Here is a 19,139-nt window from a genome sequence, read left to right on the forward strand (position 1 = left end):
CTACCAGAGTGCTTGAGGAGAAGCCTTCGACTCCATTACCGTATCCGGAGTTGCCGGAAGAACGAACACCAACTCGTTCGCACTTTCTTCCACCGTTCTGAGCTTCAAGTGGCCGGGCAGTGAAACGCCAAGTACCTCTTGAATGGCAGCCTTCGGATCGGAAAGCAGCTTTTGCTTGAAGTCCGAATCCTTCCAAGCTCGTTGGACCACTTGCGATTGCAGTGCACCATAGGTTGACAATGGAACCACCCTCTCGGAATAAATTGGTGTTTCTGTTAAAAATATAGCACGTTATCTAGGATTCATCCACATAAAAATGTAGATTTCTGGTAGAAGGACTCGAAAAAAATCCAAAGTGAGGAGAAGAATGCAGGATGACGGCGAAAAAACAATCGAAGACAGAGCTGGAGCAGGTTCTTCTCATGGCCGAGTCGAGACTCTCAGGTTTCCCCGAAGGGTTGAAGGTTGACGGGTTTTCATACATTCAGAACAGTCGCCGTATGCTCGATGAAGCAACTGGCCCTAACCGAATTTGCTTTCTTCTACCTTACTGGCTGAAGGAACAATGTCAATTAACCGATGAAATCTGTCGAGAGATGGCCGTGGGCAATCTATTCCTCATGCTTCATTATTTCATCGTGGATGACGCCATGGATACGTCGGACCGACAAGCGGTGCAGGATTTGCCGATGGCGGCCCTCTTTTTTGGAGAGTTTCTCAACGGCTACTCTCGTCTGTTCCCGTACGATTCCGAATTCTGGAGCTATTATCGCTCTTACGTTAGCGAATGGGCGGCTTCTGTCTCCGAAGAGTTGAAGGGGATTGTCTTTACGAGCGATCCTGCCAAGATTGCACGGAAAGCCAGCCCGCTCAAGCTGTGCAGCACCGGGGCCTTGCTCCTGGCGAACCAATCCTCTGAGATCAGTCGAGTCTCTCGACTTCTGGAAGAGGCTCTTGTTGCCATGCAAATGGCGGATGATTGGGTGGACTGGGAGGCCGATCTCGTAGAGGATCAAGGGAAGGGAAACAGCCTGCTTTCTCTGGTCCGGTCGAGTCAGGGGAAGCCGCCTGACGCCAGCCTCACCGAAGCGGACGTGAAGCGGTTCCTGTTCCTCGACGAGGGCTTGACCTGCTTCAGCCTGCTCGCGGCTCGCCGCTATGAAGCCTGCGACTACTCCGGGCTGAAGCTGGAGGCCCTGCGCCTCTTCCATGACGCGCTCTTGCGGGATCTGCAGCGCGGAGCTATGGAGATTGCGGAAGCCCGGCGCCAATTGGAGCAAGGGGGCCTTCATTACTGGTTAAGCCGGGCCTCTTCCTCCTCCTAGATCAGAGAGTCCAAATGCAAAAAGACTCCATCCCAGGAGGTGTCTCCTGAAGACGGAGTCTTCTTTTTTTGCTTGCGGCTATCGGGCTGGACTATTTGCCGGAGGCCAACACGCTCTTGAGGGTTTTCTCGATCTTCTCTGGTGTGTCCTTGGGAGCAAACCGATGCAGCACCTTGCCGTCGCGGCCAACCAGAAATTTGGTGAAGTTCCATTTGATCGAGCGGGAGCCAAAGAGACCTGGAGCCTGTTCCGTTAGGAATTGGAACAGCGGGTGCGTGGTCGGGCCCTTCACGTCGATCTTGGCGTAGAGCGGGAACGTCACGCCATGGTTGAGCTCGCACACTTGCGCGATGTCCCCGTCGTCATCCAGTTCCTGATTCGCGAACTGTGAGCTTGGAAAGCCCAGCACGGCGAAGCCATCATCCTTGTAATCCTGGTATAGCTTCTCCAGTCCCTTGAATTGCGGTGCGAATCCGCATTTGGTCGCCGTGTTCACGATGAGCAGGACGTTTCCTTTGTAGGGGGCGAGTGTCGTTTGCTCTCCGCGAATCGTTCTTACGTCATAGTCATAGATACTCATGGAATCCTTCCTCCTGTCGAGTGGATGAAACCGATGCAACGGAACTCTGTGTTTACATTTTAAACAATATAATTGTATAAGTCAAAGTCGATTCTGTGAAGGATTGTTGCGTAAAAAGACTGGTTTTATCCGTAAAAACATGGTAAGTTTATCACAAGAAATATCATTTAAATCCAAGCGACTCTCCCGGTTATCGGCCAACTGAATACTGGCAAAACTATCGAAAGATAGTGACGCAAAGCTATAGGGACTACGTCCATTCGCCATGGACTTGTCAGCCAGTTGCACGCACGTTAAGCAAATTGGTGAACTATGGCTTTTGGGCCCTCTGGTTCACTTTTTTTTCATGCTCCGGAGCGACAAAGTATGGCACATCCCAGTCAAGAGTAGCTTCAAGGATTCGATAAGGAGGCATCCATCCATGAAGCCGTGTCTCGTCGTGTTTTCCCTGGACAATTGGACCATTGAGTACGAGGGCTTGCTCTCGCTGCTCTCGGAGCGTGAGGTGAAATCGCTGCAGGTAAGAGGGACCGAACAGGAGGTCTTTTCGCTCCTAGCCGGGTATACGTTGGTCAAATCATTGATTCGCTTCCGGTACCACGCTGACGGAGAGCTCAGAAGAGAACGGGGAGGAAAGCCCTATCTCGCTTCTCCGAACTGGAAAGGAAGCTTTTCGGTCTCCCACTCCGGCAATATGGTGGTATGCGGAATCCATCCAACGGGGCAGATCGGGGTGGATGTGGAACGTCCACGGCCGATTATGGACGAGCTGCTGGATGAATGCCTCAGTGATCAGGAGAAGGCGTTCTGCCAGGAATCTTCTACCGAAGAGACGAAGCGGCTGCGGTTCTTCCGATTCTGGACGTTGAAGGAGGCGTATCTGAAGGCGCAAGGAAGCCGGTTCGGAGAAGTCGCCTTCTCGGAGCTGGACTTTTCTCGCATGGGATATGAGCCGGAATCGGCAGAAACGGGCCGGAAGTTCCATGCGGTCTATCCCCAACTGATGGAAAAGGATAAGGAACCCAACGCCGCCCTTCAGTTTAGTCATTTCGAATTGCCGGAGGGGTATTCGGTTGCAGCTTGCTGCGGAGAGACGTTCTCCGCACCTGAGCTGCTGTCTCCTCATCATATAGAGCTGCCGAAGCCGGTGTCGATTGTGACCCGCATTCAACGGGGGCTCGGCTTGCGGAAAGTACCCGGTCTTTGGTCCAGTTTCTTTTCTTGACCAAAGATGGATGACCTTTCTCCCGAATGCTGGTACTGTAGAAGTATTGAAACTTACGGAATTCGGGAGGGTTCAAGATGAACAAGCGTGCGGTGATCGGCCCGGTGCTCATTTTGCTCGGGGTGTATCTGATTCTTAACCGAGGGGGAGAGCTGGACGCCGGAACAATATTCGGTACGTTCTGGGCGACGATCTTCATCATACCCGTCGGGCTCTTCTTCCATTGGATGTACTTCTCCATGACGAACCGGCGGCATGCCGGGCTGCTCGTGCCGGGCGGGATCCTGCTGACGGTCGGGCTCGTCTGTCAGGTCTCGATGCTGACCGGTGAGTGGGGAACCACCTGGCCGGGCTTCATCCTTGCTCCGGCAGTTGGACTTCTGGAGTTGTATTGGTTCGGCAATCGGAACAAGTGGCTGCTCGTTCCCATCAACATTTTGCTGGTCATATCGCTCTTGTTCTTCGCGGTCTTTACCGTGGAGGCGCTGTTCAACCGAACGATCATGGGGCAGCCCTTCATTGCGGTAGCCTTGATTGCAGCGGGCCTCGCCTTCATGCTGCTCAAGAAAAAACAGGTGTAACCCGGAACCAACAAAAAACAGCGCGCACCGGAATGTCGGTGCGCGCTGTTCGTTATTTTTCCCTTATCCATGATTGTGTTGAATGGAAGAGATGCTCGTGCGAATGATTTCGCAGGACGCCTCGAACTGGCTCCGCTCTTTCTCCGGGAGCTTCAGCTCGACGATCTCTTTCATCCCTTGTCGGGTGACGATTGCCGGTACTCCTACACATACGTCCTTCTGGCCATATTCGCCGTCTAGAATAGCGGACACTGCAATGATGCGATGGTCGTCATTGAAGATGGAGCGCGTGATATGGGCGAGCGCGTTGCCGATGCCGTAATGGGTCGAGCCCTTGCGATGGAAGATTTCCCAGCCGGCATTGCGCGTTTTGTACGCAATCTCTTCGAGGTTCATGTGACCGAAGCGGTCGGGATGCTGTTCCAGGATATCGAGAAGCGGCTTGCTTCCGATGGTAACGTGGGACCACGCCGGGAATTGCGATTCTCCGTGCTCCCCAAGCACATATCCTTGTACGCTCCGGGGATCAACCGACAAGTATTCCGAGAGTAGGGTCTTTAAGCGGGAGGAGTCGATGGACGTCCCGGTTCCGAGCACATGGCTTCGCGGGAGACCGGAAACCTGACGTACGATGTACGTGATGACATCCACCGGGTTGCTCGCGATGAGGAAGATTCCTGAAAATCCGCTTGCCATCACCTGCTGAACAATGCCTGTCGTCACCTCTACCGCCGCATCCAGCACGTCGAGGCGCGTCTGTCCTTCCTTCGGGTTCGGGCCCGCACACAAAATGACGATGTCGGCGTCGCCGCAATCTGCATAGGCGCCGGTATGAACCTTGGTCCGCGAATGGACGAAGTCCATGCAATGGGAGAGATCAAGCGCCTGGGCGTAAGCCCGGTCCTGATTCCGGTCGATCAGCATAATCTCGTCACATACCGATTGATTGATGAGGGAATAGGCGCAGCTGGAGCCCACATACCCCATGCCGATGATCGCGACTTTGCGAACCGTGCTTGCCATTGCAAAACTCCTTTACGCTTGAAATGTCAATTATCATAACACAAGGATATCATCCTTTTGCCGAAAACAAAAGCAAGGGACCGTGAAAAAGATTGGTTATCACCAACTGAGAAAGCCGTTCTTTTCCTGCTCTTCGTTCCCCAAGCCCGTTCGAATAGGTGAGCCATGTGCTGGACATACTATCAAAATCATGAAAAAGACGAATGATTTCCCTTGGCTCTGGACCCAACGGTAGGATAACGTGAGGGGTGATGGCAGAATATATGACAAAAAAACAATTTTTCTATTGAAAAAGCTTATTTTTCGGAATATAGTAGAGAGGTATGAGTTTGCTTCACACAATACTTTTTATCGGGGGCATTGGCGTATGAAAAAAGGCTTAATCGCAGTAACCGTTCTCGCTCTGATGTTGACGCTCGTCGCAGGCTGCGGGAAGAAAGAAGAAGGCGGAAGCGGAGCGAAGTCCGACCTGAAAGTGGGCATGGTTACCGACGCAGGAACCATCGACGACAAATCCTTCAACCAAGGTACCTGGGAAGGCATCAAGAAGGCAGAGAAGGAACTGGGCATCAGCGATAAGTACATCAAGCCGAACGGAACGACGGAAGCTGAGTACACGAAAGAAATCGGCAACCTGTACGACGCCGGCTACAAGTTCATCGTTACGCCGGGCTTTAAATTCTCCTCGGCCATCTTCAACGCACAAGACAAATACACCGACGCGAAATTCGTGATCATCGACGCAGCTCCGAACTCCGGCAAGGAAGGCGCAGCTGATGTTGTCAAAGAAAACACCGTATCCGTCTTCTTCGCAGAGCAAGAGTCCGGCTTCATCGCGGGCGTAGCGGCTGCAGTTCAAGTCAAGGAAGGCGAAGCTGGCTTCATCGGCGGCATGGAAATTCCGGCCGTTCAAAAGTTCAACTGGGGCTTCCAACAAGGCCTGCAATATGCGAACGACAACTACGGCACCAAGATCAGCCTGAAGCCGGAAAACGTTGTTTACCAAGGTTCCTTTGACAACGTTGCGGCAGGCGGCCAACTGGCTGCTCAAATGTTCGACCGCGGCGTGAAATTCGTCTTCACCGCAGCTGGCGGCGTAGGCGTAGGCGCCATCAACGAAGCCAAGACCCGTGCCGAAGCCGGCAAGGAAGCTTGGATCATCGGCGTTGACGTTGACCAATACGAAGACGGCAAGTACGGCAAGGACAACAAGTCTGTTATCCTGACGTCTGCTATGAAGAAGATCGACCAAGCGACCTTCGACATCATCAAGGACGAAGTAGACGGCAAGTTCAAGGGTGGACAAACCCTCGTCTTCGATGCGAAGAACGACGGCGTAGGCATCCCGGTTGAAAACCCGAACCTTAACGAAGAAGCCGTTGCCAAGGCAAAAGAAGCAACGGACAAGATCAAATCGGGCGACGTGAAGGTTGCTGCTGAACAAGGCTCCCTGATCAAGTAATTCCCTCAGTGGATGCTTGCATCCCATGAAGAAATGAAAAAAAGACGGAAGCCTCCGTCTTTTTTTTCACCGATAGGCGCTTGTTAGCGCTTGCGCGCACCACGTTTGAAGGACGGGCTCATGTTGTCCCGCGGCCGAAAGCCGCGGGACCGCATAGCCGTTTTTTGCCGCCTGAAGGTTCCTTCGACTTGCACTTTCCCATCGTGCAAGCCGCCCGATCACCATCCTTGTCCAAAAGGAGAAGCTTTCCATGGGATATGTAGTAGAAATGGTTAACATCCGCAAGGAGTTTCCCGGCGTTGTCGCCAACGACGACATTACCTTGCGCCTTGAGCAAGGCGAGATCCATGCGCTTCTCGGAGAAAACGGCGCTGGTAAATCAACTTTGATGAGCATCCTGTTCGGCATGTATCAGCCGGACCGCGGCCACATTCAAGTGCGCGGGAAGGAAATGAAGATCGCAAGTCCCAACGTTGCGAACGATTTGGGGATTGGGATGGTCCATCAGCATTTCAAGCTGGTCGGGAATTTTACCGTAACCGAGAACATTGTATTAGGCTCCGAGCTTCGAAAGGGGCCGGTGCTGGACCTGAAGACGGCAGCGAAGAAGATTGAAGCGTTGTCCAAGCGCTATGGGTTGAATGTGGACCCTTACGCGAAGATCGAAAACATCTCCGTTGGCATGCAGCAACGGGTGGAAATTTTGAAGATGCTCTACCGTGACGCAGAAATCCTCATCTTCGACGAACCGACGGCGGTGCTCACGCCGCAGGAGATCGAAGAGCTGATGAAGATCATGCGCAACCTGATTAAGGAAGGCAAGTCCATTATCGTGATCACCCATAAGCTGAAGGAGATCAAAGCGGTTGCCGACCGCTGTACCGTCATTCGCCGAGGCAAAACGATTGGAACGGTGAACGTGGCCGAGACGAGCGAGCAGGCGATGGCGGAGATGATGGTCGGACGCAACGTTTCCTTCAAGGTGGACAAGAAGCCGGCTGCGCCGGGTGAAACGGTGCTGAAGCTGGAGCATCTGAACGTGAACAACAGCAAGAAGGTGCTTGGGCTGGCTGACTTCTCCCTGGAAGTGCGTGCAGGTGAGATTGTCGGCGTCGCCGGGGTCGAAGGCAACGGTCAATCCGAACTCGTGGAAGCCATCACGGGGCTTCGGAAGATTGAATCCGGGACGATCTGGTATAACGGACATGACATAGCCAAGCTGAGCATTCGCGATCGCATTTATGAAGGCATCGGGCACATTCCCGAGGACCGTCAGCGTCGCGGACTTGTCTTGGACTACACCTTGGAAGAAAACATGGTGCTTCAAATCTACAACCGAAAGCCGTTTGCCAAAGGCGGTATTCTTCGTCGGCAGGCGATCCGCAGCTATGCGGACAAAATCCTCAAGAGCTTCGACGTTCGATCCGGGCAAGGACCGATCTCAGTCGTGCGCTCCCTGTCCGGGGGGAACCAGCAGAAGGCGATTATCGGACGGGAAATTGAACTCGATCCGAACTTGTTGATCGCGGTTCAACCTACCCGGGGGCTTGACGTCGGCTCGATCGAATACATCCACAAACGGCTTATCGAGCAGCGTGACAAGGGCAAGGCGGTCTTGCTGATCTCGCTCGAGCTGGATGAAATCTTGAACGTATCCGACCGCATTGCGGTCTTGAACCACGGCCAATTGGTGGGTGAAGTTCTCGCCTCCGAAACGAACGAGAATGAAATCGGACTCATGATGGCCGGCGTACAGAGGGGAGAAGGAGCATGAAAAAAGCGATCGTATCCCTGCTGGCTGTCATTCTCGGCTTAGTGGCCGGCGCTCTGCTGATGATCTTTACCGGGCACGATCCCATTGAAGGGTACCGGTTCCTGATCACAGGCGCTCTCAAAAACCGCGAGCGGATCGGCAACACCCTCGCGACAGCGACTCCTCTCATCTTCACCGGGTTGTCGCTCGCCTTTTCCTTCCGCACCGGGCTGTTCAACATCGGGGCACCGGGGCAGATGCTCTTCGGGGGCCTCTGCGCAACGGCGGTCGGCCTGACCTTTGACTTGCCGCGTGTCTTGCTCCTGATTGTGATGATCCTGGCTGCCTTCATTGGCGGCGCGCTGTGGGCGCTCATCCCCGGCATCCTCAAGGCCAAGTTCAACGTGCATGAGGTGGTTTCGACCATCATGATGAACTGGTCCTGTTACTGGATCGTGTATTATGCGGTTCCGGCTTACTTCAAGGGACCTTCTCTCGAAACGGAATCCAAGCTCCTGCCGGAGGCAGCTTCGTTGAAAGCTTCCTTCATGACAGACCTGTTCAACGGTTCGTACGTGAACCTCGGGTTTCTTCTGGCGATCATCGCCGTCATTGTCATCGGGTTCATCATAAACAAAACGACGCTTGGCTATGAATTGAAGGCAGTCGGGTACAACCGCGACGCAGCGGAGTATGCCGGTATCGCCGTCAACCGCGGCATCATTACGTCGATGTTGATCTCCGGCGGTCTGGCCGGCCTTGCCGGTGTTGCGCAGTATGCCGGGAATGCCTCGAACATTCAAATCGGGTTGCTCCCGTCTCAAGGCTTCGACGGCATCGCGGTTGCCTTGCTTGGCGCTAGCGCTCCCGGCGGCGTCTTCCTGTCCGCGATCTTCTTCGGGGTTCTGTACTCCGGCCGCGGCTTTATGAACGCCATGACCGACATTCCGCCGGAAATCGCGGATACGATCATTGCGATCATCATCTACTTCGCGGCAACGAGCATCCTGTTCGAACGCCTGATCAGCTTCCTCAAGCGCCGCCGCACGAACAAGGCGGAGCCCGGCAAGCCGAGTGCACCGGACAAACCGGACAGCCCGGCCGAAGCAGCCAAACCAGTGGGAAGGGTGGGTGAGTAATCATGTGGGATACGATTGCGAACATCTTCCCGTATGCCATTGTCTACACGATTCCTCTGCTCATTACCGCTCTCGGCGCCCTGTTTAGCGAGCGAAGCGGGATCGTCAACATCGGCCTGGAAGGCTTGATGATCGTAGGCGCATTTGCAGGCGCCTTGACCATCAACAAGCTTCAGGCCGCCTACCCCGGCGAGCAGTGGACGCTCTGGGTCGGCCTTGTAGCGGCCTTCGTAATCGGGGTGCTCTTCTCCCTGTTACATGCCTTTGCAAGCATTAACTTAAGTGCCAACCAGGTTATTTCCGGTACGGCCATCAACATGGTGGCAGGTTCGCTCACCATCTTCCTGGCCCGCAACATTACGGGCAGCGGCAACATCCGGATTCTGCAGGGCTTCCGGAAGTTCGATATTCCGGTTCTGTCGGACATCCCGATCATCGGTCGACTGTTCTTCAGCCAGACCTACTGGACCACCTGGTTTATCCTCGGGGTTCTGATCCTGTCCACGTTCCTGCTGTTCAAGACCCGCTTCGGCCTGCGCCTGCGCTCCTGCGGCGAGCATCCGCATGCGGCAGAAGCAGCCGGTGTCAGCGTTCGCAAGATGCGGTACATGGGCGTGATGATCTCCGGAGGCTTCGCCGGCCTCGGGGGAGCGATCATCATCTCCACCTACTCGGGTGAGTTCAACGGCAGTGTGGCCGGTCTCGGCTTCCTGGCTCTGGCCGCGTTGATCTTCGGCCAGTGGAAACCGCTCGGCGTTCTGGCCGCGACGTTCTTCTTCGGCTTCGCGAGCACCATCGCGAACGTGTCGCAGGTTATCCCGTCGTTCCAGGTCATCCCTGCGGTCATCCTGAAGGTATTCCCGTACGTGGTTACCTTGATCGCGCTCGTCCTGTTCTCGAAATCGTCGCAGGCGCCGAAAGCCGCCGGCGAACCGTTCGACTCCGGCAAGCGCTAAGAAGACCCCCATCGGGAGTCATGCTTCGCTCAATCATACGTTCCGTTCTTCTCCCAGGAGAGGCACGGAACGTTTTTTTAGGCCTTGTTTTTGCAAAAATAGGGTACAAGTCCTGTTGCCTCTGAGGGATTCTATGATACTATAAAACTAGTAAGACATTACTAGAGTAGTTCTCAACCGAGAGCTTCACCGATAACGGCAAACCTGTCGAAAGATAGGGACGCAAAGCTACAGGGCCTTCTCGTCCAATGACGAATGGCAGCCAGCTACCGAAAGGAGCTTTTTCTGATGAAAAAAATGGCTGTAATTGTATCGCTCGCTCTCTTTACGGCTTCCTCGGCCATTGTTCCCTTCTCCGCTACGAAGGTGTCCGCTGAAGCTTCCGCGTCCGTTTGGCTTAACCAGGATGCGGTGAACCGCGGAGTGATCTCGGTTGCTTATCCGGTGCGCAGCAATGTGCAGACGAAGGTTCAGATCACCAAGGGAAGCACGAGCTATACGTATAACCTGCCGAGCCGCGCAGAGCAAGCCTTCCCTCTGCAATTTGGCAACGGGGACTATCAGGTTTCTGTTCTGGAGCAGGTGAGCGGCAATAAGTATCGTCAGATTCAGAAGGCTTCGGTTACCGTCAAATTGGATAATCCGAATGAGGTCTTCCTGAATTCTGTCCAGAATGTTCGCTGGCAGGCAGACAGCCAAGCAGCCAAGCTGGCGGCTGAGCTGACGAAGTCCGCCAAGACCGACGAAGAGAAGGCCAAGGCCATCTATGCCTACCTCGTGAAGAACATCAAGTACGATAAGAAGCTTGCAGCCACCGGTGTGAAGAGCGATTACCTGCCGGAAGCGGACCGGACGCTGGCAACCAAGCTGGGGATCTGCTACGATTATGCTTCGCTCTATGCGGCGATGCTGCGCAGCCAAAACATCCCGACCAAGATGCTCATGGGCACGAGTGATTACGTCAATGTATATCACGCTTGGAACGAAGTGTACCTGAACGGCAAGTGGGTGACGGTGGATACGACCGTGGATGCCGGCAAGGGAGTGCAGGACTTCTCCAAGGACAAGAGCAAGTATAAAGCGAGCAAAGTATACTAATTGGAATAAACAAGACCTGCAGCGGTTGCTGCAGGTCTTTTCTGTGGGGTATGCAGGTTTACGTGCTCCGTTCTCTGAGTCGAGCGGCGCGAAGGGTCGGCTTCATCGACGGAGCATCAAGCTCCGGCCCGTGAACTGCTCGCTTCCCGATAAAGGCGGGGAGAGGAGCCGAAGTGCTGCTTAAACATGCGAGAGAACAGGAGCGGGTCCTTGTAGCCCACGGAATACGAAACTTCCTTAATGGAGAGGGATGTCTCCTCCAGCAGCCGGGAGGCTTTCGTCAAGCGGAAGGAGAGCAGGTACTGCTGGGGGGACAAGCCCATCTCTTCCTTAAAGAGACGGGAAAGGTACTTTCGGGTGAGCCCGAGGTCGGCGGCGAGTTCCTCCACGGTTACCTCTCGTGAGTAGTTGACCTCCACGTATTCCCTTGCACGGGCCGCATAACTCGTCCGTCGATTTGCCGGTTTGGGGTCGGCGGTCTGTCCGCAAGCCTCTTCGAGCAGGACTGCCATGAGGTGGAAGAAGGCGGCTGACATCTTCAGCTCGCGGCTAGGCCCGGGAGCATCGGCTTCGCGCATGGCCCGGAAGGCTGCCGGCAAGCTTGTGTCGCTGCTCGCATGGTAAAGGGGCTGGTCGGCGCTCAGTCCGGCTTTGGCCAGATAGGCCTCCGCATAAGAGCCGTGAAAGGCAATCCACGATTTCTCCCAAGGCGTGAAGGAATCGGCCTCCATGGTTATAATAACACCGGGGCAGATCAAGAAGCCTTGACCAGCTGTAAGGGTGTGAACCTTGCCTTGGCACCGAAAGCGGCCCTGCCCTTTATGGACGAAGAGAAGCTTGTAGTGGTCCTTGATAGCAGGACCCCAGGAAGCACCGGGGGCGCACTGCTCGGAGCCGGAATAGAGAAAGTGCAGGTCGACAGGTACTTGGGATCGGCAGGGGAGAACGGTACAGAATTCCATGAACAGGCTCCTTTTGGATCAGGCATTTGGTGACATTATACTATACAGTTTGGACATGAGGATATGCCCATTTGAGAGAGGGAACGGTATAATGAAGGCGTATTCACACATGAAAAGGGAGTGAAGAGCGTGGTTTATTCAGCAGCAGAAGGGCGTTACCAATCCATGAACTATAACCGAACCGGCAAGAGCGGACTGAAGCTTCCCGCCGTTTCGCTTGGCCTGTGGCATAACTTTGGAGGCATCGATCCATATGAGAAGGGGCGCGAGATGGTGCGCCGGGCCTTCGACCTCGGCATTACTCATTTTGACCTTGCGAACAATTACGGCCCTCCCGCTGGTTCCGCAGAAGAAAACTTCGGGAGGATTCTGGACCACGACTTCCGCAGCTACCGCGATGAGATGATCATCTCCACGAAGGCGGGGTACTACATGTGGCCGGGGCCTTACGGGGAATGGGGATCCAAGAAGTACCTCGTCTCCAGCCTGGACCAAAGCTTGAAGCGGATGGGACTCGACTATGTCGACATCTTCTATCATCACCGTCCAGACCCGGATACGCCGCTTGAAGAAACGATGGCGGCCCTCGACCTCCTCGTTCGCCAGGGGAAGGCGCTCTATGTCGGCATCTCCAATTACTCCGCTGAACAGACGGTTCAAGCAGCGAAGATTTTGAAGGAGCTGGGCACCCCGTGCCTGATCCATCAATTCCGCTATTCCATGCTTGATCGCCGCGCGGAACAGGAAGGATGGCTGGATGCGCTGGACGCCGAGGGCATCGGCAGCATCGCCTTCTCTCCGCTCGAACAGGGCATTCTGACCGACCGTTACCTGAATGAGATTCCGGCGGACTCCCGCGCTGCGGGCAAGAGTGTATTCCTGCGGCCGGAATCGCTCACCGAGGAGGTCATGGGCAAAGTCCGCAAGCTGAACGAATTCGCGGCGGGTCGCGGCCAGAAGCTGTCGCAAATGGCGGTGTCCTGGATTCTTCGCGGTGGACGGGTAACCTCGGCGCTGATCGGCGCGAGCCGAGTGAGCCAGATCGAGGACGCGGTAGCCGCTGCGAACGCGAAGGACTTCACGGCAGATGAGATCGCCCGCATCGAAGAAATCCTAAAGGGATAAGAGGATAGCAAAGCACAGCCCGCTTCCACCCAGGCTCATGGGATGAAGCGGGCTTTTGCTGTCTTTCCTCATTCTTATCCGTTCGGAGGATACCTCCCATTGGAAGGCAGATGGCGGCATGGTATAATGGCCTCGATATCTTGAGAGTGAGGCCGGAGAATACCGAAATGACAGAACAAACCGATACACCATCGCAAGTGGAAGAAAGCCAAGCCGGAGTAGAAGCACAGGGCAAGGACGGGATTGTGGAGATCTGCCTAATGGCAGGCAAGCTCATGCTGCAAAACGGCGCGGAGACTTATCGCGTGGAAGACACGATGACCCGCATGGCGGCGGCTTTCGGTGCGGAGAACGCCCAAAGCTATGTCACGCCGACCGGAATCTGGTTTTCGCGCTCGGAGGGAGGGCCGGCCAAGATGGCGCGCATCTCCGCCCGATCTACCGACCTTCGGAAGGTGACGCTGGTCAACAGCATCTCCCGAGAAGCGGTGAGCGGCAGCCTGACGCTGGAAGAGGTCAGGGGAAGGCTTGAGGAGGTCGCATCCAGCAAGCTGGCTTATCCTGCCTGGATTCAACTGCTGGCGGCTGCTCTCTCCAGCGGCTGCTTCCTCATGATGTTTCAAGGCACCTGGGCGGACTTTCTTCCCGCCATGGCGGCCGGAGGGGCGGGCTTTGCCGCCTCGATCTTTGTCCACCGCTTTGTGCCGCTGAAATTTTTCTCGGAACTGCTCGCCGCTTTCCTGATCGGGCTCATCGCCATTCTGTCCGTTCGAACGGGGCTTGGCCGCGAGATCGACAAGATCGTGATCGGCTCGGTGATGCCGCTTGTACCCGGGCTCTTGATAACCAACGCGGTGCGCGACCTGATGGCCGGCCACCTGGTTTCCGGGCTGTCCAAGGGCGCAGAAGCATTCCTGACTGCATTCGCAATCGGGACAGGCATTGCAATGGTCTATTCATTTTTCTAAAGGGAGGCGTTCGATCATGCTCGTTCAACTTGTCACCAGCTTTGTCGCATCGGCCGCCTTCAGCATCCTGTTCAATGTTCCGCGCAAGGTCCTGCTGCAATGCGGATTCGTCGGCATGCTCGGCTGGGCGCTCTATGTGTCCTTGTCCGCAGAAGGATTCGATCTCGTCATCTCCACGGTAGCGGCTGCGTTCTTCGTGACGCTGATCAGCCAGATCCTCGCCCGCATGTTCAAGACGCCGATCATCGTCTTCAGCGTCTCGGGGATCATCCCACTCGTACCCGGGGGACTCGCTTATGACGCCATGCGCCTGTTCGTCGAGGGAGATTACAGCCTGGCTACGCAATCGGCAGCCCGCGCCTTTTTGATCTCCGGGGCGATTGCCATTGGACTGATCTTCTCCGAAGTAACCAACGTGATCTTCAAAAGGCCTTCCCTTCGCAAGGAAAGGGCACGGCGCGCCTCTTAAACCGAAAACAAGCTGCCTCCCGATAGATGGATAACCGGGAAGGCAGCTTTTCTCATTCTTATGAAGAATCAGGAAACGATCAGCACGGCTAGACCAAGAACGATGAGGCGGGCGACCGATAGAATGAGGAAGGTTTTCACCGACAGGCTGAAGGTGATGGCCTTGACCTGCTGTTCCTCAAACCGCTTGATGTTGCTCCGCAGCGGGATGACCGTCAACACGATCAGGAGGAGCAGATAGGGCGGGACACCGAGGAAGAACAGGATCGGAATATCAACGTACGACACGTAGTAGATGCCTTTGAACAGGCGCAGTGCGTTCTTCTTGCCGATGTATTGGGGAAGGGTGTACCGGCGGTTCTCCAGGTCCTCCTCCATGTCGCAGATGTTGTTGGCGAGCATGATGTTGGCGATCCCGGCTATGGTTGGGATGGAAATACCGGCGACGGCCAGAATTTCAATGAGCTGAAGCTGAAGGGAGACGGTTCCCTCCCCGATGCTGCTGAGGTCGAGCAAGGCGAGCTGCCCGGAATCGGTCTGAATAAAGACGCTGATGAAAAGCAGTACGAAGCCCATGAACAGTCCAGAGAAAAGCTCGCCGAGCGGCATGCGGGAGATCGGAATCGGTCCGAACGAGTATAGAATGCCGACCAGAAAGGAAAGACCTCCCAGGAAGAAGACGAGCGGATCGCTGTTCCACACGAGCACAAGGCCGGAGAGTGCGGCGATGGCAAGCAAGGCAAGGATCGCGAGGACAACCGAGCGTTCACTCAACCGATCGCGGACGATGGCGTTGTGGCTCTCGTAGCCGTAGCCTGTTGTTTTAAGCGCTTTTTTGTAATCCATGTAATTGTTGATGGCCGTGGTGGCCATGTCGAAGGTGAGGAGCGACAGCAGCATGAGGCCGAAAGCCAGCGGCTTGAACTGCTCAAAGCGGAAGGCGGCGTACAGCGTTCCGAGGAGAAAGGGGATCACGCTCGCCACTTTGGTTTGAATCTCCACCAATTTCAGGAAGCTACGTACATTCATGATGAGATCACCTGCTTGATAATGGTCATTTTGCGAAAAATGCAGAAGGGGCAGATTTCACAGCCGATCATAGCGCGCATAAAGAAATTTGTCCACATAAATGAAAATGATTCTTGTTTTCGAACAATTTTCTGTCATAATGAAGAGGAATGTTCCCCCGCTTTTTCGCTGGACGGAAGGAGTGAACGGCTGCTGGTTGAAGGTGAAACAATTGGGTAAGATAAGGTGCGGGCCCTTTTTATCAGCTTCCATTACAGGAAATCGATCCCTTGGAAATGCACATGTTTGTCGACAAAATGTGTCAAAAGATTCAATTCTCACGAAGTGAGAAAAATCACTATATTTTTTCAGCAAGTGTTGCTATAATCAGATCATGTGTGAAATCAATCACAGTTAGACATGAAAAGGGGAGGAAATTTTGTAATGAAAAAGACAGCAGCAATTGTATTGACTCTTTCGCTTACCGCCGCTCTCGCAGCAGGCTGCGGAAGCAAGGAATCCAGCGAGTCGCCGAGCCCTTCGGCATCGGTAGCACCTACGACCGCGGCTTCCACGGCTCCTAGCGCATCCACCGCACCGGCCCAAGGTACCTACGCAGACGGCGTATACTACGCACAAGGAGACGACTTCGACGCCAAGACTGGCTGGAAAGAAGTAGTTGGCCTGAAGGTAGAAAGCGGCAAGATCGTATCCGTGAACTGGACCGCGATCAACAAAGACGGCGGCATCGACAAGAAGGAATACTCCGTTGAAGGCAAGTACGGCATGAAAGCCGGCGGCGCTTCCTCCGAGTGGCATGAGCAAGCAGCTAAGGCTGAAGCTTACCTGCTCGAGAAGCAAGATCCGGCAGCTATCACCTTCAATGACGAAGGCAAGACCGATGCTATCTCCGGCGTATCCGTTCACGTAAACGGCCTCGCTACCCTCGCCAAGAAGGCACTGGACGCTGGTGCAGTTGAAGCAGGTCCTTACAAGGACGGTACCTACAAGGCAGAAGCAGCTGATTTCGACGCTAGCTCCGGCTGGAAAGACAACGTTACCCTGACGGTCCTGAACGGCAAGATCCTGGCTGTTCAATGGAACGGCACGCACAAGGACGGCGGCACGGACAAAGTTACCCGTTCGAAGAGCGGCGAGTACGGCATGAAGAAGGGCGGCGCTTCCTCCGAGTGGCACGAGCAAACGGCTAAGGCTGAAGCTTTCGTACTTGAGAAGCAAGATCCGGCAGCCATCACCGTGAACGGCGAAGGCAAGACGGACGCAGTATCCGGCGTATCCATCCACGTCGGCGCATTTGTTGAGCTTGCCAAGAAGGCACTGGAACAAGCAAAATAAGAATCAGGCATCTAGATGGACCCGCGGCAGCCGTTTGCGTTGCTGCGGGTTCAAATCATCAAGTTTAGAATCTATCGAGAGGTGTAACGTATGAAACAGATCGTTGTTCTGGGGGGCGGTTACGGCGGTGTCCTAACGGCCAAAAAACTCGGGAAGCAGCTGAAAAAGCATGATGTACGCATTACCCTCATCGACAGAAACCCGTATCACACTCTTCTGACCGAGCTGCACGAAGTAGCCGCCGGCCGGGTGGACGAAGACTCCATCAAGGTTGATCTGAAGAAGGTGTTTGCCGGTTTCAAGAATGTCGATGTGGTTCAAGACGATATCTCCACTATTGATTTCAACTCCAAAAAGCTTCAAGGGGACAAAAAAGCTTACGGCTATGATTACTTGGTTATCGGAACAGGCAGCAAGCCGACCTACTTCGGAATTCCCGGAGCGGAAGAGCATGCCTTCTCCCTTTGGTCCTTCGACGACGCCGTCAACCTGAAGGAGCAAATTCTTCACATGTTCCGCGAAGGCGTTAAGGAGCGGGACGCAGCCAAGCGCAAGCAAATGCTTACGTTTGTTGTAGTAGGCGCCGGGTTCACCGGTGTAGAAATGATCGGCGAGCTCGCCGAGTACGTGCAAGATCTTTGCCGTGAACATCATATCGAGCGTTCCGAGGTTAACCTCTATGTCGTCGATATGGTCGACAAAATCCTGCCCATTCTTCCTGATAAGCTCATCCAGAAGTCGGAGCGCTATCTGAAAAAGCTGGGCGTCAACATCATCACAGGTTCGAAAATTACGGGAGTCAGCGAGCAAGGGGTTCAGCTGGGCAACCAGGAGATCGCGTCCAAGACGGTCATCTGGACGGCCGGTGTTGAAGGCTCCGAGCTGGCGGGCAACCTTGATGTCGAGCAGAAGGGCCGCAAGCGTCTGCTTACCAACGACAAGCTGCAAATTCCGGATCGTCCGGAAGTGTACGTGGTCGGGGATAATATTTTCTACATTCCGGAAGGCGCAACCGCTCCGGTTCCGCAGATGGTCGAGAACGCGGAAGCTGCTGCTCCGCTGATCGCTCATAACATCTCTTCCGAATTCAACGGCAAGCCGAAGAAGTCCTACAAGCCGACTTTCCACGGCATGATGGTCAGCATCGGCAGCCGCTACGGTGTCGCCAACGTCGGTCTTCCGAACATGATGTTCAAGCTGACCGGCTTCATGGCTATGCTTTCGAAGCATGCCATCAACATGCTCTACCTGTTCCAAGTGCTCGGGTTCAACAAGGTGTACTCCTACCTGCTGCATGAGATCTTCCATGTGAAGCACCGCAGAAGCTTCCTGGGCGGCCACTTCTCCAAGCGTTCGCCGAACTTCTGGCTCGTTCCGCTTCGGATCTTCGTCGGGTTCAAATGGTTCCAAGAGGGCTGGGAGAAGCTTGGTAAGATCATAGACGATCCGAACAAGATCTTCCTGATTCCGGCTTCCAGCGTAGCCAAAGACGGAACGGCAGGAGCTTCTCTTGCCGAAGCAACGAAAGCCGGTGCGGAGGCAGTTGGTGCCGACGCGGTGGCAGCGGCTTCCAAGGCTACGGAACAAGCCCTGTCCGCTCTTCCGGTATGGGATTGGATCCACAAAATCGTGGACTGGTCCATGAACCTGTTCTTCTACACCAATGACGGCGGCTTTACGGCCCTCGCGAAAGTGTTCCAGTTCGGTATGGTCGGTGCAGAATTGGTCTGCGGCGCCTTGCTGATGCTGGGTCTGTTCACGGCTCCAGCCGCGATCATCACGATCGCCATGGGGATCATGATCTGGGTGTCCGGTATGGCTCCGCCCGAAATGCTCTGGTACCTGTTCGCCGGCTTCGCCCTGATCGGCGGTTCGGGCAGCACGCTGGGTCTCGACTACTACGTCTACCCGCGTCTGAAGAGAGTGGCGAGACGCATTCCGTTCATCAAGCGCTACTACCTGTACGCCGATTAATTCAGCCAGTCGTTGACATTCGTTTGTCGGATGCCTGCATCACCGCCCGGCGGCATGCCGGGAGGGGGTGCAGGCTTTTTCTGAGACAGGGCTTGCTTGCGCTAGAGCGTGTGTGCCATCTTAAGAGAAAGCCGAT

The 19,139-nt window shown here is 54.8% G+C and carries 18 protein-coding genes and 2 riboswitches; of the genes, 13 read left to right on the top strand and 5 right to left on the bottom strand.

Annotated elements, in window-relative coordinates; genetic code table 11:
• Window positions 1-249, bottom strand: coding sequence for an NHLP leader peptide family RiPP precursor (locus AAFN83_RS10865; protein WP_347769142.1), 249 nt, complete (start codon window positions 247-249; stop codon window positions 1-3).
• A gap of 125 nt (window positions 250-374) precedes the next feature.
• Here AAFN83_RS10865 and AAFN83_RS10870 point away from each other — a divergent pair, with 125 nt between their 5' ends.
• On the top strand, window positions 375-1,325 hold the full coding sequence (locus AAFN83_RS10870) for a hypothetical protein (RefSeq protein WP_347769144.1): 951 nt from the start codon (window positions 375-377) through the stop codon (window positions 1,323-1,325).
• A 91-nt stretch (window positions 1,326-1,416) separates the two neighbouring features.
• Here the strand turns inward: AAFN83_RS10870 and AAFN83_RS10875 are convergent, their stop codons facing one another.
• Window positions 1,417-1,905 carry a glutathione peroxidase gene (locus tag AAFN83_RS10875; protein ID WP_347769146.1) on the bottom strand — a complete coding sequence of 163 codons (489 nt, stop codon included), beginning with the start codon at window positions 1,903-1,905 and terminating at the stop codon, window positions 1,417-1,419.
• Between the two features lie 200 nt (window positions 1,906-2,105).
• Window positions 2,106-2,195, top strand: a riboswitch (cyclic di-GMP riboswitch).
• Window positions 2,196-2,326: 131 nt separating this feature from the next.
• Between AAFN83_RS10875 and AAFN83_RS10880 the strand changes: the two genes are divergently transcribed.
• Window positions 2,327-3,130, top strand: coding sequence for a 4'-phosphopantetheinyl transferase superfamily protein (locus AAFN83_RS10880; protein ID WP_347769148.1), 804 nt, complete (start codon window positions 2,327-2,329; stop codon window positions 3,128-3,130).
• Window positions 3,131-3,207: 77 nt separating this feature from the next.
• Window positions 3,208-3,711, top strand: coding sequence for a hypothetical protein (locus tag AAFN83_RS10885; RefSeq protein WP_347769150.1), 504 nt, complete (start codon window positions 3,208-3,210; stop codon window positions 3,709-3,711).
• Between the two features lie 63 nt (window positions 3,712-3,774).
• Here AAFN83_RS10885 and AAFN83_RS10890 read toward each other — a convergent pair whose 3' ends face one another.
• Entirely contained in the window at window positions 3,775-4,734 is a 960-nt protein-coding gene (locus tag AAFN83_RS10890; RefSeq protein ID WP_347769152.1) for an L-lactate dehydrogenase, read from the bottom strand.
• A 367-nt stretch (window positions 4,735-5,101) separates the two neighbouring features.
• On the opposite strand from AAFN83_RS10890, the gene AAFN83_RS10895 reads away from it, so the two are divergent.
• From AAFN83_RS10895 to AAFN83_RS10915, 5 genes are all read left to right on the top strand, one after another.
• Window positions 5,102-6,196: a BMP family lipoprotein gene (locus AAFN83_RS10895; RefSeq protein ID WP_347769154.1), complete on the top strand. Its 1,095-nt coding sequence runs from the start codon at window positions 5,102-5,104 to the stop codon at window positions 6,194-6,196.
• 250 nt (window positions 6,197-6,446) lie between these two features.
• Window positions 6,447-7,970, top strand: coding sequence for an ABC transporter ATP-binding protein (locus tag AAFN83_RS10900; RefSeq protein WP_347769156.1), 1,524 nt, complete (start codon window positions 6,447-6,449; stop codon window positions 7,968-7,970).
• Entirely contained in the window at window positions 7,967-9,088 is a 1,122-nt protein-coding gene (locus AAFN83_RS10905) for an ABC transporter permease (protein ID WP_347769158.1), read from the top strand. Before AAFN83_RS10900 ends, AAFN83_RS10905 begins: the two co-directional genes overlap by 4 nt.
• A 2-nt stretch (window positions 9,089-9,090) precedes the next feature.
• Window positions 9,091-10,044: an ABC transporter permease gene (locus AAFN83_RS10910; RefSeq protein ID WP_347769160.1), complete on the top strand. Its 954-nt coding sequence runs from the start codon at window positions 9,091-9,093 to the stop codon at window positions 10,042-10,044.
• 187 nt (window positions 10,045-10,231) lie between these two features.
• A riboswitch (cyclic di-GMP riboswitch) is annotated at window positions 10,232-10,318 on the top strand.
• Window positions 10,319-10,332: 14 nt separating this feature from the next.
• Window positions 10,333-11,142, top strand: coding sequence for a transglutaminase-like domain-containing protein (locus AAFN83_RS10915; protein WP_347769162.1), 810 nt, complete (start codon window positions 10,333-10,335; stop codon window positions 11,140-11,142).
• Between the two features lie 116 nt (window positions 11,143-11,258).
• Here the strand turns inward: AAFN83_RS10915 and AAFN83_RS10920 are convergent, their stop codons facing one another.
• On the bottom strand, window positions 11,259-12,104 hold the full coding sequence (locus AAFN83_RS10920) for an AraC family transcriptional regulator (RefSeq protein WP_347769164.1): 846 nt from the start codon (window positions 12,102-12,104) through the stop codon (window positions 11,259-11,261).
• Window positions 12,105-12,269: 165 nt separating this feature from the next.
• On the opposite strand from AAFN83_RS10920, the gene AAFN83_RS10925 reads away from it, so the two are divergent.
• The 3 genes from AAFN83_RS10925 to AAFN83_RS10935 all read left to right on the top strand — a co-directional run bounded on the left by AAFN83_RS10925 (window position 12,270) and on the right by AAFN83_RS10935 (window position 14,666).
• The gene (locus tag AAFN83_RS10925) at window positions 12,270-13,229 is read left to right on the top strand and encodes an aldo/keto reductase (protein ID WP_481810502.1); all 960 of its coding nucleotides are present in this window, start codon (window positions 12,270-12,272) and stop codon (window positions 13,227-13,229) included.
• Window positions 13,230-13,489: 260 nt separating this feature from the next.
• On the top strand, window positions 13,490-14,197 hold the full coding sequence (locus AAFN83_RS10930; RefSeq protein WP_347769489.1) for a threonine/serine exporter family protein: 708 nt from the start codon (window positions 13,490-13,492) through the stop codon (window positions 14,195-14,197).
• 16 nt (window positions 14,198-14,213) lie between these two features.
• Window positions 14,214-14,666 (top strand): threonine/serine exporter family protein, encoded by a 453-nt coding sequence (locus AAFN83_RS10935; protein WP_347769167.1) that lies wholly within the window; start codon window positions 14,214-14,216, stop codon window positions 14,664-14,666.
• Between the two features lie 68 nt (window positions 14,667-14,734).
• Here AAFN83_RS10935 and AAFN83_RS10940 read toward each other — a convergent pair whose 3' ends face one another.
• Window positions 14,735-15,694: a 1,4-dihydroxy-2-naphthoate polyprenyltransferase gene (locus AAFN83_RS10940; RefSeq protein ID WP_347769169.1), complete on the bottom strand. Its 960-nt coding sequence runs from the start codon at window positions 15,692-15,694 to the stop codon at window positions 14,735-14,737.
• Between the two features lie 423 nt (window positions 15,695-16,117).
• Here AAFN83_RS10940 and AAFN83_RS10945 point away from each other — a divergent pair, with 423 nt between their 5' ends.
• Entirely contained in the window at window positions 16,118-17,029 is a 912-nt protein-coding gene (locus tag AAFN83_RS10945; RefSeq protein WP_347769171.1) for an FMN-binding protein, read from the top strand.
• Between the two features lie 90 nt (window positions 17,030-17,119).
• Complete coding sequence (locus AAFN83_RS10950) at window positions 17,120-19,003, top strand: FAD-dependent oxidoreductase (protein WP_347769173.1); 1,884 nt, start codon at window positions 17,120-17,122, stop codon at window positions 19,001-19,003.
• The last annotated feature ends 136 nt before the right edge of the window (window positions 19,004-19,139 follow it).

The organism is Gorillibacterium sp. CAU 1737 (assembly GCF_039888655.1).
Lineage (GTDB): Bacteria > Bacillota > Bacilli > Paenibacillales > NBRC-103111 > Gorillibacterium.